Source organism: Paenibacillus eucommiae, assembly GCF_017874215.1.
Taxonomy (GTDB): Bacteria; Bacillota; Bacilli; order Paenibacillales; family NBRC-103111; genus Paenibacillus_AI; species Paenibacillus_AI eucommiae.
Map to the genome: position 1 here is coordinate 74,439 of NZ_JAGGLB010000015.1, position 14,272 is coordinate 88,710.

At 45.7% G+C, this 14,272-nt stretch carries 17 protein-coding genes; 1 reads left to right on the forward strand and 16 read right to left on the reverse strand.

Annotated features, from left to right (window positions below):
* Window positions 1-14: 14 nt before the first annotated feature.
* The 5 genes from pyrC to J2Z66_RS21135 all read right to left on the reverse strand — a co-directional run bounded on the left by pyrC (window position 15) and on the right by J2Z66_RS21135 (window position 5,443).
* The gene (gene pyrC / locus J2Z66_RS21115) at window positions 15-1,292 is read right to left on the reverse strand and encodes a dihydroorotase (RefSeq protein ID WP_209974058.1); all 1,278 of its coding nucleotides are present in this window, start codon (window positions 1,290-1,292) and stop codon (window positions 15-17) included.
* A 32-nt stretch (window positions 1,293-1,324) separates the two neighbouring features.
* On the reverse strand, window positions 1,325-2,233 hold the full coding sequence (locus J2Z66_RS21120) for an aspartate carbamoyltransferase catalytic subunit (protein WP_209974060.1): 909 nt from the start codon (window positions 2,231-2,233) through the stop codon (window positions 1,325-1,327).
* Window positions 2,230-2,784, reverse strand: coding sequence for a bifunctional pyr operon transcriptional regulator/uracil phosphoribosyltransferase PyrR (gene pyrR / locus J2Z66_RS21125; protein WP_312894684.1), 555 nt, complete (start codon window positions 2,782-2,784; stop codon window positions 2,230-2,232). Before pyrR ends, J2Z66_RS21120 begins: the two co-directional genes overlap by 4 nt.
* Window positions 2,785-3,166: 382 nt before the next feature.
* Entirely contained in the window at window positions 3,167-4,402 is a 1,236-nt protein-coding gene (locus J2Z66_RS21130) for an LL-diaminopimelate aminotransferase (RefSeq protein WP_209974062.1), read from the reverse strand.
* Between the two features lie 87 nt (window positions 4,403-4,489).
* Complete coding sequence (locus J2Z66_RS21135; RefSeq protein ID WP_245375716.1) at window positions 4,490-5,443, reverse strand: RluA family pseudouridine synthase; 954 nt, start codon at window positions 5,441-5,443, stop codon at window positions 4,490-4,492.
* 125 nt (window positions 5,444-5,568) lie between these two features.
* Between J2Z66_RS21135 and J2Z66_RS21140 the strand changes: the two genes are divergently transcribed.
* Window positions 5,569-6,297, forward strand: coding sequence for a TraR/DksA C4-type zinc finger protein (locus tag J2Z66_RS21140; RefSeq protein ID WP_209974067.1), 729 nt, complete (start codon window positions 5,569-5,571; stop codon window positions 6,295-6,297).
* 6 nt (window positions 6,298-6,303) lie between these two features.
* On the opposite strand, the gene J2Z66_RS21145 is transcribed toward J2Z66_RS21140, so the two are convergent.
* The 11 genes from J2Z66_RS21145 to spoIIGA form a co-directional block, all read right to left on the reverse strand.
* Window positions 6,304-6,642, reverse strand: coding sequence for a DUF5665 domain-containing protein (locus tag J2Z66_RS21145; RefSeq protein WP_209974070.1), 339 nt, complete (start codon window positions 6,640-6,642; stop codon window positions 6,304-6,306).
* A 154-nt stretch (window positions 6,643-6,796) separates the two neighbouring features.
* The gene (locus J2Z66_RS21150; RefSeq protein ID WP_209974072.1) at window positions 6,797-7,276 is read right to left on the reverse strand and encodes a DivIVA domain-containing protein; all 480 of its coding nucleotides are present in this window, start codon (window positions 7,274-7,276) and stop codon (window positions 6,797-6,799) included.
* Window positions 7,277-7,410: 134 nt separating this feature from the next.
* Window positions 7,411-8,196: a YlmH family RNA-binding protein gene (locus J2Z66_RS21155; protein ID WP_209974074.1), complete on the reverse strand. Its 786-nt coding sequence runs from the start codon at window positions 8,194-8,196 to the stop codon at window positions 7,411-7,413.
* Window position 8,197: 1 nt separating this feature from the next.
* Complete coding sequence (locus tag J2Z66_RS21160) at window positions 8,198-8,479, reverse strand: YggT family protein (protein WP_209974076.1); 282 nt, start codon at window positions 8,477-8,479, stop codon at window positions 8,198-8,200.
* 29 nt (window positions 8,480-8,508) lie between these two features.
* Complete coding sequence (locus J2Z66_RS21165) at window positions 8,509-8,931, reverse strand: cell division protein SepF (protein ID WP_209974078.1); 423 nt, start codon at window positions 8,929-8,931, stop codon at window positions 8,509-8,511.
* Window positions 8,932-8,962: 31 nt separating this feature from the next.
* Entirely contained in the window at window positions 8,963-9,646 is a 684-nt protein-coding gene (locus tag J2Z66_RS21170) for a YggS family pyridoxal phosphate-dependent enzyme (RefSeq protein WP_209974080.1), read from the reverse strand.
* 48 nt (window positions 9,647-9,694) lie between these two features.
* On the reverse strand, window positions 9,695-10,540 hold the full coding sequence (gene pgeF, locus J2Z66_RS21175; protein WP_209974082.1) for a peptidoglycan editing factor PgeF: 846 nt from the start codon (window positions 10,538-10,540) through the stop codon (window positions 9,695-9,697).
* A 170-nt stretch (window positions 10,541-10,710) separates the two neighbouring features.
* Window positions 10,711-11,007: a YlmC/YmxH family sporulation protein gene (locus J2Z66_RS21180; protein WP_209974083.1), complete on the reverse strand. Its 297-nt coding sequence runs from the start codon at window positions 11,005-11,007 to the stop codon at window positions 10,711-10,713.
* A 131-nt stretch (window positions 11,008-11,138) separates the two neighbouring features.
* A complete protein-coding gene (gene sigG / locus J2Z66_RS21185; RefSeq protein ID WP_209974085.1) occupies window positions 11,139-11,921 on the reverse strand; it encodes an RNA polymerase sporulation sigma factor SigG in 783 nt (260 codons plus the stop codon).
* Window positions 11,922-12,103: 182 nt separating this feature from the next.
* Complete coding sequence (gene sigE, locus J2Z66_RS21190) at window positions 12,104-12,826, reverse strand: RNA polymerase sporulation sigma factor SigE (RefSeq protein ID WP_209974087.1); 723 nt, start codon at window positions 12,824-12,826, stop codon at window positions 12,104-12,106.
* A gap of 48 nt (window positions 12,827-12,874) precedes the next feature.
* The gene (gene spoIIGA / locus J2Z66_RS21195; protein ID WP_209974089.1) at window positions 12,875-13,795 is read right to left on the reverse strand and encodes a sigma-E processing peptidase SpoIIGA; all 921 of its coding nucleotides are present in this window, start codon (window positions 13,793-13,795) and stop codon (window positions 12,875-12,877) included.
* Window positions 13,796-14,272 lie beyond the last annotated feature (477 nt).

Consider the following 14,272-nt stretch of genomic DNA (forward strand, 5'->3'; position numbering starts at 1 on the left):
AAGACCAGAAATTATTAAGACCAAACTACTTTTCCTGACGCTATAGTCACTACCGGCCAACCTTGCAGCTTCCAGCCGATAAAAGGGGTATTCTTACTTTTGGAGACGATCTCCGATTTCTTGATTTCCTGCTCTGAAGCCAAATCTACAATCGTGATATCGGCAGGACTGCCTACTTCAAGCTTGCCCCAAGGAAGACTAAAAACTTCAGCCGGCTTGGCTGTAAGTCTGTCGACCAGGAAGCCGAGCGTCCACTGTCCAGTCAGTACAAACTTGGTGTACAACAGCGGGAACGCTGTTTCAAAGCCGAGAATACCGAACGGCGCCAGCATCATACCTTTGGCTTTCTCTTCCTCAGCGTGAGGAGCATGATCTGTCACGATAATATCGATCGTACCATCTTCCAGACCTTCTATGACGGCTTGTACATCTCTTGGTGTACGAAGCGGCGGGTTCATTTTCCAGTTTGCATCCAGATCTGGAATGTCTTCATCTGAAAGCACCAGATGGTGGGGACAAACCTCAGCAGTTACTTTGATTCCATGCTGCTTAGCGTGACGGATCAAACGAACTGATTGCTCAGTGCTGACGTGGCATACATGATAATGAACGCCTGTTGCTTCAGCCAGCAGAACATCGCGTCCTACATGAATCGCCTCCGACTCATTCGGAATGCCTTTGAGACCATGCTTACGGGCGAATTCCCCTTCAGTCACCGGAGCACCTTCAACCAGCGTGTTATCCTCGCAGTGAGCAATGATCGGCATGCCGAGCGAAGCGGCAAGGTTCATCGCATCCTTCATCATCTGTGCACTTTGTACACCTACGCCATCGTCTGTGTAACCAATCACGCCGGCCTCCTTCAAGGCGGCGAAATCCGTTAGCTCGCGTCCAAGCTCATTTTTGGTTATGCAGCCATAGGGCAGCACTCTTACTGCACCTTCCGTTTCTGCTTTATCCAATATAAGCTTGACTGTATCAACCGTATCAATAACTGGGCGGGTATTGGGCATGCAAGCAATTGTCGTAAAACCGCCCCTAGCCGCGGAGAGAGTTCCAGTTGCTATCGTTTCCTTATGCTCAAAACCTGGTTCGCGCAAATGCACATGCATATCAATAAAGCCAGGTGAGACGAGCTTGCCAGCTGCATCTATAACTGTGTGCCCCGCTGTATCAGGAGCCTCGCCGCCATTTATGACTTGGATAATAATCCCGTCTTCTATACAAATATGGCGCTGCGTTTGTTCATTGTCAGCATCCACAGTGAAGCCATTCAAAATCCAAATTCCCATGCTTGTCCCCTCCTTAGAGTTTTTTTTAAGTCTTATGCTAAGGTGCGCTCGATAACTGCCATTCTTATAGGCACTCCATGGCCAATTTGTGTAAATATTTTCGATTTCTCATGCTCCACGAGCTCATCATCAAGCTCAACGTTACGATTTACCGGAGCAGGGTGCATAATAATCGCATGCGGCGCCATCTGAGCAGCCCGTTCTACTGTCAATCCATATTCCTTGCGGTACTCCTCGGCGGATTTGATCATCCCCTGCTCATGCCGTTCAAGCTGTACGCGGAGCATCATGACGACATCCGCCTGCAGCGCTTCTTGGAAGCTTACATAATCAGCATGCCCACTAAGCTCGGATGCTTGCATATTTGCAGGAGCGCAGAACTTCACTTTTGCCCCCATAGCCTGCAGCGCCCACAAGTTAGAACGAGCTACGCGGCTGTGCAGAATATCCCCGACAATTGCAACCGTCAATCCTTTGATTTCACCAAAATGCTTGCGCATTGTGTACAAATCGAGCAGAGCTTGAGTTGGATGCTCATTGTTGCCGTCACCTGCATTGATCAGCGGCACCTTAATTTTCGCAGCCAGCTCTTCCAGGATGCCGATTGGCTTCAGCCGGATGACACCGGCGTCTATTCCCATCGACTCTAACGTCCTCACTGTATCGTAAATCGATTCTCCCTTTTGCACGCTGGATTCGGCTGAGGAGAAGTTCAGTACCTCTGCACCAAGCCGCTTCTGTGCAAGTTCAAAGGAAAAGCGGGTTCTTGTGCTGTTTTCAAAAAAAAGATTCGCTACAAACCGTCCTTGCAGCTGATTCGTCACCTTGACCGGGTATTGCTCCCAGTAAGCTGCACGATCCAGAATACTGCTTATTTCAGTGGCACTCATGCCCTTCAGACCCAAAAAATGCTTCGAGGAATCCACACCTGCTATGCTCATTCCTGCTTCCCCCTCTGCTGTTGGATAATTACTCTGTCCTGCTCATCAATTTCCGTTAAAAAAACATCAATTTTCTCATTTTTTGAGGTTGGTACATTTTTACCTACGTAGTCGGGACGAATCGGCAATTCCCGATGTCCACGGTCAACCAGCACGGCAAGCTGGATCATTTGCGGCCGGCCTAAATCGATCAGCGCATCCATAGCTGCCCTTACTGTTCGCCCTGTAAAGAGGACATCATCGAAGAGGATAACTTTCTTGTCTTGAATGTGCAGCGACCCGCCCTTCGGTACTGCTTCCACCGAGCTTACCTTGATCCGGTCGTCGCGGTAGGACGTGATGTCGATCTCCCCAACAGGTATCGGCACACCCTCAATCTCCAAAATTTGCTCGGCAACCCGCTGCGCCAAATAAATCCCGCGAGTCCGTATTCCGATCAGCATACAAGTTTCAATACCTTTATTCTTTTCCAGAATTTCATGGGCAATCCGTGTCAATGCCCTTCTTATTGCCATTTCATCCATAATTGCATGTGCTGTCGTCTCGCTCACCTAAAGCCAGCTCCCTTCTGTTAACCAAGGGTAAAAGCCTGCGCGGTTCTTCATTAACTGCGCGATTGCCTTAAAATCAGGTATACCTACAAGCAGATTCTGCATCAAAAAAGCTCCTTGCCAATATCGGCAAGGAGCAATGTTTACACGAAGATATAGAGCGACGCAATCAGAGTTCAAATAACCCCGATTTACCCGCATCCCGAACCATTGGGCATGGGATACCCCGTCTTCTTCCATCGACTACCTTGCCAGCCTCTCTGGACTGTTTTTAAAGGTACATATTCAACTAAATGAATTATGCCATTTTCGACAAAAGAAGTCAACAGGTAAATAACTAATGGGCAGCCTATTGCGAAGCAGCTCTTTTATATAATAGAGACTACAAGCTTAATTTCTTAAAGCGATCTACGGCTTTCTCCGTATTTTCCCGACTGCCGAAGGCTGTTAAGCGGAAATAGCCTTGTCCATTCTGACCGAAGCCCACACCTGGAGTGCCGACGATATTAGCTTCAGAAAGAAGCTTGTCGAAAAACTCCCAGGACCCCATCCCATTCGGAGTCTTCAACCAGATGTATGGAGCGTTGACCCCACCGTACACCTCGATGCCAAGAGAAGAGATTCCTTCACGGATAATAGCGGCATTTGTCATGTAGTAATCTACAAGTGTAGCGATTTGGAGCTTACCCGCATCGGAGAAAATCGCAGCAGCGCCTTTTTGCGTGATATAGGAAACACCGTTGAACTTGGTAGTCTGTCTTCGGTTCCACAAGTCATTAACAGTTACTTCATTGCCTTCTTCATCACGGGCCTTTAGCTCACGCGGTACAACTACGTACGCACAGCGTGTTCCGGTAAAGCCGGCCGTTTTGGACAAGCTGCGAAACTCAATGGCCACTTCCTTGGCGCCTTCGATTTCGTATATGCTATGCGGAACATCTTTTTCCTGGATGTAAGCTTCATAAGCGGAATCGAACAGCAGGATGCAGTTATGCTCACGCGCATAGTCCACCCACACCTTAAGCTCATCCTTGGTCAATGTCATTCCAGTTGGATTGTTTGGGTAACAAAGATAGATGAGATCCACCTTTTGGGTAGGCAGCTCAGGCTTGAAATTATTCTCAGCGTTGCATGGCAAGTAGACGATATTCTCGTAACGATTGCTTGTCTTGTTGTAGTCGCCTGAGCGTCCAGCCATTACATTGCTATCCACATATACCGGGTATACAGGATCTTGGACGGCAATTATGCTATCAAGGCTGAAAATTTCCTGAATATTCCCTACATCACATTTCGAGCCATCGCTGACGAATACTTCATTATTGCTTAATTGAATGCCATGCGCAGCGTAGTCATGCTTAATGATCTCTTCGATCAGAAAATCGTAACCTTGCTCTGGACCATAGCCGCGGAAAGACTGCGCATCTGCCATCTCATCAACAGCATCATGAAGCGAACGAATAACGGCTTCCGGTAAAGGACGTGTCACATCCCCGATCCCAAGACTGATAATAGCTGCTTGTGGGTTATCCTGAATAAATTTGGTTCTTCTTTTTGCTATTTCCGAAAATAAGTAGCTTCCTTGAAGCTGTAAATAGTTTTGATTGATTTTTGCCATGATTGGTCACCTCTTCCTATAACGATAAACGTTCAGGCTAACCATTGGGAATGGATTTTTCAACACATTATTTGCACAATTTAACGGCTAATCTTTACGAATACGCTGCAGCAAATCTTCCATGTCCTTAGGCAATGGGGCCGCAAACAACATGGTTTCTCCGCTACGCGGGTGAACAAAGCCTAGAACTGCAGCATGCAATGCTTGTCCTTCCATCTGCATTCCGCCCTTACTCTTGCCATACATCGGATCTCCGACCAGCGGATGCCCGATAAATTTCATATGCACACGAATTTGATGCGTTCTACCGGTCTCCAGCTTAAGTTCCACTAACGTATAATCTCCGAATCTCTCAAGCACTACAAAATGCGTTGTAGCTTCCTTGCTGTTCTTCTCAGTAACGGTATACATCTTGCGGTCATGCGCATCGCGGCCAATCGGCGCCTCAATTGTGCCATGCTCATGCTGAATGTTTCCATGAACCAGGGCAAGGTACTTGCGGTTAACGGTATGCGCTTTAAGCTGCTCAGCTAAGCCCGCATGCGCTTTATCATTCTTGGCTGCCATAATGAGCCCGGAAGTATCTTTATCGATCCTGTGCACGATACCGGGCCTTAGAACACCATTAATGCCGGACAGGTCTTTACAATGATGAAGCAAAGCGTTAACCAGAGTGCCCGAATAATGTCCTGGCGCTGGATGCACAACCAGGCCGCGATGTTTGTTGATGACTATCACATCAGAATCCTCATAAACCACATCCAGAGGAATAGCTTCGGGCTTAAGCTCTACATTCACAGGCTCCGGGATCGTCAGTACAACCACATCACGCTCAGCAAGCTTGTAATTTGGTTTTACTGCTTGGCCGTTAACACTTACATGTCCCTCTTTAATCCACTGCTGAACTTGGGTACGCGAAGTATTTTCCGATAGAGCATCCGTAATAAATTTATCCATTCGTTCGGCTTTATGAGCCGCATCTATTGTCCATTCGATCGGGTCAAGGTTTTCCCATTCAAGAGACGTCGAGCTTATGTTCATGGTCATGAGTTGCTCCTTCTTTTTCTTTTTTTCTGTATTGCAAGGAATTACCTCACTAAAAAAAATCATAAAAGTGAACTATAAGGCAGTAATCACTTTAACTACAAAGGGAGTTGAAGTAACAAATGAAGCACTTGACTAAAGAGCAGGTTCGCGAGCTGCAATTATGGCTTTTACAGGATAAAGTTGATCTGGAACGACGCTTCGACCGCAACAACAACTTTGGTTTGGAAAACGGCATGGTTCAGGAAACCGGGGAGCTCTCCATGTACGATAATCACCCTGGTGATACGGCAACTGAGCTGTACGAGCGGTCTAAAGATATTTCACTGAACGAGCATGCCGAGTTTGAGCTGCGGCAGGTTGATGAAGCTTTGTCCCATATAGAAAAAGGTGATTATGGGGTATGCGTTTATTGCAACGCCAACATTCCGTTCGAGAGGCTGCAGGCGATTCCTACTACTCTTTATTGTAAGGAGCACGTTCCGGATCCTCATACCTCTGAACGCAGGCCTGTCGAGGAACAGTTCCTGAATCCTCCCTTCGGGAGAACAAGCCTGGATGAACAAAGCGGCCAAAACCAGTTCGACGGTGAGGACGCCTGGCAAATAGTTGAAAGCTGGGGCACTTCGAATACACCGGCTTTTGCCGAGGACAACCAGGTTGAAGACTATGAGCATATGTACATTGAAGCTGATGAAAACGATGGATTTGTGGAAGCCTACGAAAGCTTCGTGGCAACAGATCTCTATGGACAAGAAGTGACTATTGTGCGGAATAAAGCTTACAACGATTATATGGACAAAGGTGAAGGCGAGCATCTTCTGGAGGATGATCCCGAAGCGTCGATGTAGCCTTATTTAATAAAATCCGTCACGCTGTAATTGAAATTGTACTTGTTTCACAATTTCTGCAATATAATCACCGATTATCGGTAAGTTTAATGCCCCAACAAATTGCAGCACATAGACGATCGTCGTCGCAAATACAGTGAAGCCAAGTGCAATCCCGACTCCTCTGGAAATCCCAGAAAGCAGGTTTAGCCATATAAGTCTGCGCGGATGATTCAAAAGCTGCACATAATCAGCAATCTGTGTACGTTCCATATGCGCTGCGATATGACTTACTTTATCATTGATAATTTTCAGCAATTTGTGGTCATTCTCGGAACTTTCCTTTGAGCTGTTGGTATCCGTCATTGGAATTACCCCTCCGTTTCTATTGAGTCGGATAATCTTTAACTTACCCTGCCTCTGAAGGAGCTATCCAATGGCGTGGAAATAATAAAAACCCCCCATCCCGGAAAGGGACGAGAAGTTCTGCTTGCGGCAGCGGAGTAAATCCGGCTTCAGTTTATTCCACTTCCTTATGCTGCAACTGCATCGTATTCCAGCTTTCATCATTCAGAATCTCAAGCTGTGCTTCAAGCAGTGTGCGGAACCTAGTGCGGTAAATCGAAGCTTGCTTCTTTAATTCTTCAATTTCTAATGCGACTTTACGGGAGCGGGTTAATGCTTCGTTAATGATTCGATCCGCATTTTTTTCGGCTTCCTTGAGAATAAGCTGTGATTCTTTCTTCGAATTCGTCTTTAATTCATCTGCGGCCTCCTGGGCCACAATAATAGTTTTACTGAGTGTCTCCTCAATATTCGAGAAGTGATCCAGCCGGTCTTGTGTAGTCTGAAGCTGATTCTGAATATCTTTATTCTCACGAATCAAGGCCTCATAGTCTTTAATGATTTGATCCAAGAATTCGTTGACTTCATCTTCATTGTAGCCGCGGAAGGATCTGGAAAACTCTTTATTATGTATGTCGAGTGGTGTTAATGACATTGGTGCACCTCCTGAAAATGGTTCAATCCACGGTTACCCGTATCTCTGTACTATGTTGAGTTCGACAGAAACCAAGGAAATCCTTCATTTCTCGAAGTTAAATCATGCATATTTCTTACAAAAAATTCTGTTCATTATGTATACTTTCCGATTTTTACACGGACACGTCCTGATTTGGTTATCCCCTCGACCGCAAGCACTTGGAAGCGTCCAAAGCCCTGCATGGAGACGATATCCCCCTCTTTCAGCGGCTTGCTCGGGTCTTCCTCAAACTTCCAGTTAACGCGGCAGCGGCCCGCCTGGATCGGCACAAGCACCTTCGCGCGGCTGAGCCTGAAGACATCGCTGATGATGCCATCCATTCTCAGTGAGGCAACGGACAATGCCAGCTCCTCCAATTTAACTTGGCTGGTTTCAAGCTTATCGAGCGGCAACAACTCCGTTTGAACATGGACACGATGCACTTGCGACAAATTCATATGCAAATAATTTGCCGCATCTGTCGTTACCAGACAATGGCAGCCACCTGCCAAAACATGAATATCGCCAATCTTGTCCCGTTTCATACCGAGTCCAAGAATGGCGCCCATGTAATCTCCATGATCCAGCGTTAGAAATTTACCATCTCCAGAAGTCACTGCCAGCACGGATATCCCCATATCTTCCTCATCCAGCTGACGATAATCAGGGGCAATAATCGCCCGTCTTCTTTCGGCCTTTGCATAGCCCCCATCAAATCTACACCCGGCATCGGGATTCCGGTTTGCGAGTGTGCTTACAATAAATGCTTGTCTGGGATCAAGAAAGTCTGTGCGCTTCAATGCATGCTGATTTGCAGCACGTTCCACCCACTCAAAAGCTTGATCCACAAAGCGGCGTTCATCCGGATGAAAGTGTGCGTAAATATCTCGCTGATGCATCTTAGAACAATCCGGCAATAAAATAAATGACAGCTTTGATTCCTGTTTTCACGAAGAAAAGCGCGAACAAAGCAGCAATCGGCGACAGGTCAATCACTCCGATGGAAGGGATAAATCTGCGGAACGGACGCAGATAAGGCTCAACCAGCTTGGTCAACAATTGACCTACAAAGCTCTCTCGTGCATTCGGAAACCAGGAAAGCAAAATATAAGCAATAATCATGAAATAATAAATCTGTGTTATCAAATCAATGTAATAAAACAAATAACCCAGCACTTGCATAATCACCTCAATGTTGTAATGGTATGTGTCTACTCCTCATGAGCGAGTTCTGTGATATGTCCGTGAATATCTACAGTATCTGGAGTACACAGAAAAATATTAGGTCCAAGCTTGGAAATAGAACCATTTAAAGCATATACGGTTCCGCTTAAAAAATCCACTATTCGGATAGCAATATCCGGACGGACCCTCTGTAAATTTACGACGACAGCACGTCTGGCCCGCAAATGATCGGCAATATCCTGCGTTTCATCGTAAGAGCGCGGTTCACTTAATATAACCCGTGAGTTTTTTTGGGAGTGAATGCTAACCACGTTCGCCTTATTTTTACTACGTTGCTCGTAGGGATTGGTTTCAGCTTCTTCCGTGCCTTCAACCACCCTCTCGCGCTCAATGATCTCTTCTTCTTCCTGAAGCCCCAGAAAATTCATGAATTTATTCATAACTCCCATTTTTACGTCCTCCTCTTCCCCTATACTTCCCTTATTCTTTCCCAACGAGTACAGAGCCCAAGCGAACCCAGGTTGCTCCTTCTTCAATTGCAACTTCAAAATCGTTAGACATCCCCATTGACAGCCCTTTAACCTCATGGTCAAAAATGTGACTTTCATTCAGCTTGTCCCTAAGCTCCCGCAAGCCTCTAAATACTGGGCGTGTGGCGTCAGCATCCATTTCATAAGGAGCCATCGTCATCAGGCCAACTATATGCAAATGCTTCATCTTCTGTACTTCCTTGGCAAAATCCATCAGTTGCTCTGGAGGAAGTCCATATTTGGTATCTTCACCCGAAACATTCAATTGTATGAAACACTCCACCTGAATGCCCAGTGCTGCAGCTTGCTTCTCGAGCTCTTTGGCCAGAGACATGCGATCAAGCGAATGGATATACGCAAATTTGCCAATGACATCCTTTACCTTATTCGTTTGCAAGTGGCCGATAAAATGCCAGGTTCCCCGCTCATGAAGTGCCTCCCACTTGGGTTTCACATCCTGCCAGCGGTTTTCTCCAATATGGAGAAGCCCCTCGTCTAACACAGATCGTGTAGTATCCAGAGATACATACTTCGTTACCGCAATAATGTCCACTTCCTGCACACTACGACCGGAGCGTTCACAAGCTGCTGCCGCCTTTAGCCTAACGGCCTCTATTCTGTCTCTCATATTCACGCTTATGATGCCACCTCTATTCACCTGTTCGCAGGGTAGTCTGGCCCTTCAGGACATTGCAATCCAAGCCGCCATTCTCCCTGTAGAGCCGCCTTCTTTACGATGCGAGAAGAAATCATCGGTAGAACAACTCGTACATAACTGTGTTACTTCGATATGGGACGACATTATTCCTGCTTTTTCAATAAAATTTCGGTTAAGCTCCTGTAAATTTAATTTGTATTTATTTCCAGGCTGTGCAATCAGCACTTTATTAGAATAATCAGACTCAGAGTGATTATTCATTATTACCCCTTTTACTTGATCAGCAACCACGTTATCTATTTCATAGCAGCAAACACCGATGGACGGCCCGATAGCAGCTCTAATGTCTTGAGGCTCCGAGCCAAAAGCTTGATGCATAGCATTAATTGTTGCGCTGGCAATGTTAAGTACAGTCCCCTTCCAGCCTGCATGAGCTAGACCTGCTGCCTCACGCACGGGGTCATAGAAAAATAGTGGAACGCAATCGGCAAAAAGCGCACATAACACCTGCCCTTTTTCTTTGGTGATAAAACCGTCCCTAGCCTGAATAGCATGTTCTCTTGAAGCTCTTCCCATCCCTTTCTCTGCCGCGGTCACTACACATATGTCCTTGCCATGAACCTGCTCTGCATAGGTAAAGGCTTGGAAAGGCATACCTATGGCGTCAGCTAATCGCTCACGATTACTAACCACATGCTCGGCACTATCATGCACATGCAGTCCGCAATTCAAGCTCGAAAAAGGACTTTCGCTAACGCCCCCGTGTCTGGAGGTGAAACCTGCACTCAAACCCGGAAATTGCTGCATCCAGCTTGCTATATAGAAAAGGGGCGGGTGGTTCTCTCTTTCAACCCGATTAAATGGCTCCATTGCTTGTCCCTCCTCAGAATTGACTTACGTACACTAGCTCCGTAAGCATTTGGCTTGTTTTGGCTTTGTTCAGCTGCTTATATGTATACATAGACTTAAGTCCCTCTCATGCTGCCAAGGGACTAATTTAAACAGATACTACTAGGATACCACAAGATTGCAAATATCGCTTAACGATAAGGACGACTTGGTTCATAAATCGTTTCTGTATCCTCAATAGGACGGTAGCCGCGGGGATCCTCAAGCTTCACAAGCACAACATCCATGCCAATTTTCACGATGTTTTTCCAGGGAATAACCATATCTGTGCCACCACCGAAAAAACCGAAAAAGCGGCTCTGGTTCGGCACAACGATCGATTCGATCCTGCCTTGACGTAAATCCAGCTCCAAATCACTCACTTGGCCGAGCTTTTTACCATCCACAATGTTGATGACATCCTTGGTTTGAAAATCGGAAATCTTCACGAGGCGCTCACCACGAATCTATAAAGGATTTACATGCCTTATTAGTATATGTCGCAGCTGGGCGAAATGTCCGAAAAGCGCAAAAAAAAGACCTGCTTGTCCGGGCAGATGCCCTGCAGGTCTTTTGGGTCTTAAGACTTCACATGCTTTTGCATTTGTACAATAGCTGACTTTTCCAGCCTGGATACTTGAGCCTGGGAGATACCGATCTCATCGGCAACCTCCATTTGTGTCTTACCATCAAAGAAGCGCATGGATAAGATCATTTTTTCTCGTGCGTTCAGCTTTTGCATCGCTTCTCGCAGTGCAATGCCTTCGATCCAGGACATGTCCTTATTTCGCTCGTCACTGATCTGATCCATTACATAAATCGGATCACCGCCATCATGATAGATCGGTTCAAACAAGGAAACAGGATCCTGGATTGCATCCAGAGCAAAGACCACATCCTCCTTCGGAACACCAAGCGCTTCAGAAATTTCATAAATCGAAGGCTCCCGTGAATTTTGATTGGTCAGACTGTCTCTCACCTGCAGTGCTTTATAAGCAATATCCCGCAACGATCTTGAAACCCGAATTGGATTGTTATCCCTTAAATACCTGCGGATTTCCCCTATGATCATAGGTACCGCATATGTCGAAAATTTCACATTTTGACCCAGATCAAAATTATCGATAGCCTTCATCAAACCAATACAGCCTACTTGAAACAGATCATCAACAAATTCCCCTCGATTATTGAATCGTTGAATGACGCTTAACACCAGCCGCAAGTTTCCATTCACTAATTTCTCTCTCGCCGATCGATCCTTCTTTGTTTGTAACTCAGTAAAAAGAGCTCGCATCTCAACGTTCGTAAGAACAGGCAGTTTGGCGGTATCAACACCACATATCTCGACTTTATTTCGGGTCACCGTGATTTACCTCCCAAGGAGAAACATTAATGTTAATTATCTCCGAGGTCCTTGATTTTATGCGTGGTCATCACGCCATAAAGCCACTTGACAAAAGGGTTTCTACTCGCTCCACCTTGTATTTGCTGGAGAAGCTTCACTTAAATCAGTCACAAAAAATTTTAAAGAAGTCTCAAATTCATTCAAACCATCTTATTAAATTCTTTCCTCAGCCTTTTGATGATCCGTTTCTCCAGCCTTGAAATATAAGATTGGGAAATGCCCAGCAAATCGGCTACATCTTTCTGCGTCTTCTCTTCACCATCCTGCAGTCCAAACCTCAGCTCCATAATAACCCGCTCCCGTTCTGACAGCTTATCCAAAGCTTTGTGCAGAAGCTTGCGATCCACCTGCTCTTCAATATTCCGGTAAATCGTATCGTTCTCCGTGCCTAGGACATCAGAGAGCAGCAGCTCATTTCCATCCCAATCAATATTAAGCGGCTCATCAAAAGAAACCTCAGTCCGAATTTTACTATTTCTCCGAAGGTACATCAGAATTTCATTCTCAATACAGCGCGAGGCATAGGTGGCCAGTTTAATTTTCTTTTCTGGATCGAAGGTATTTACCGCTTTGATTAGACCAATTGCGCCAATAGATACCAGATCTTCAATGTTGATCCCAGTATTTTCAAATTTTCTAGCTATATAAACGACCAAACGGAGATTGCGTTCAATCAGCATCGCTCGTATCGCCGCATCTCCCGACGATAATTTCCCTAGTAGATACTCTTCTTCTTCTCTGGTTAACGGAGGCGGCAACGCTTCACTCCCCCCAATGTAGTATATTTCTTCGCCTTTAAGTCCAAGCATCATCAAAACCCGGTAATAAATAAGCTGCAACCGCAATTTCCACTTCAAGAGCATAATCGCTTTCCTCCTAGTCATTTCGTAAGAATACTCAAGGCGCACATATTACACGGTAGCAACCAAGGTTGGGTGGATAATGGCACTATACGACCCGTCACTGCAAAGCTTTCCTCCATGGAGACCGATTAACACTTTTACCGATTCATATTTCTGATCCTTATGTACAATCACGACTTTGTCCGGCTTAATAGCCAGCATAAATTCTGTATTTCTGTTAACTCCCTTATAGGGCACTAACCGCATCCGGTCCTGCCAAATAAATGTTTCCGTACCCATACTGGTTATGATTTGATCAACATTAGCCGAACGAATTTTCTCCAGCCATACCGAAGGGAGTATATCCTTCCATTCCGAGGCTTCCAACACCATGACAGGCGTACGGGTAAGCGGATCAAATAACTGATTACCTGTGTCAATAAGCCCAACGCAAGATGTGAAATGCTGCTCAATGTTTATCTGTACCTCTGCCAAAGTCTGCACAAACTCCCCGCGCTGCTTCACACTTGAGAAAATGGTTTGAAACCAGCCGATCATCACTACCGCGACTACAAGAATAAATACTAGGCTGATCTGCACCTGGTAGGCCAGTCCCCCCGAATGGGTGAACATAATTCCATTCATCACATTTCCAGACGATTGAAAAAAATAGTGAATCCCAAAAATACCTCCGGCCGTTACGAAGTTGATCAAAAGAAAGGTTCCTAGATTTCGCAAAAAATGCTGAAGACTCCCAAAACCGAAGGCTGTCAGAATCATTGCTATACAAAATAGACACTTTACCGAAAAAGTAAAAAATATCGAAAGTGCAGGAACGAACATCAGAACCACATAAGAAGCTCCGATCCCTGCGGAAGAGGCTATACGCCACCAACGTACTTTCAATTTCCGTACACGTACAGTCGCTATGAGCATCGCGGCATCCATTAGTAAATTAAGCAGGAAAATGAGATCCGCGTAAACGACCACTCCTCTCACCTCCTGGCGGCTCTAAATCAGTATATTAGAATCCTATTTCAAAGTCTGTCTAAACATGCGGGTAGGTTGTAACTTTTTTTGTCATAAATTGCCGTGGAATGACGCCTTGCTGGACGTGTGGGAGGGAAGGGATGTGGGCTCCAGCCGCTGTTAAAGATTTGTTCCTTGAATGGAATAAATAATAGGGGGTGGAACAAATCTTTAAAGGCGGACGCTATCACTCTTCCTCCCACATCCCTTCCCTCTCAGCAACAAAGTTCAGAACAAAGCCATTCTTAAACGGACAGACAGCAGGCGTCTTTTTCCTGAGCGAAAGGGATAGTGATGACAAGGCATATGATCGTAATTAAGCTGTGCTTTTCCGGAATTGAGGAATGAACAAAACGAAGGAACTAGGGGCTTTTAGACCATGAAAAAAGCCATTACAAGAAGCTTACGGACTTTAGATGAGGATCCTGTCGATTACTG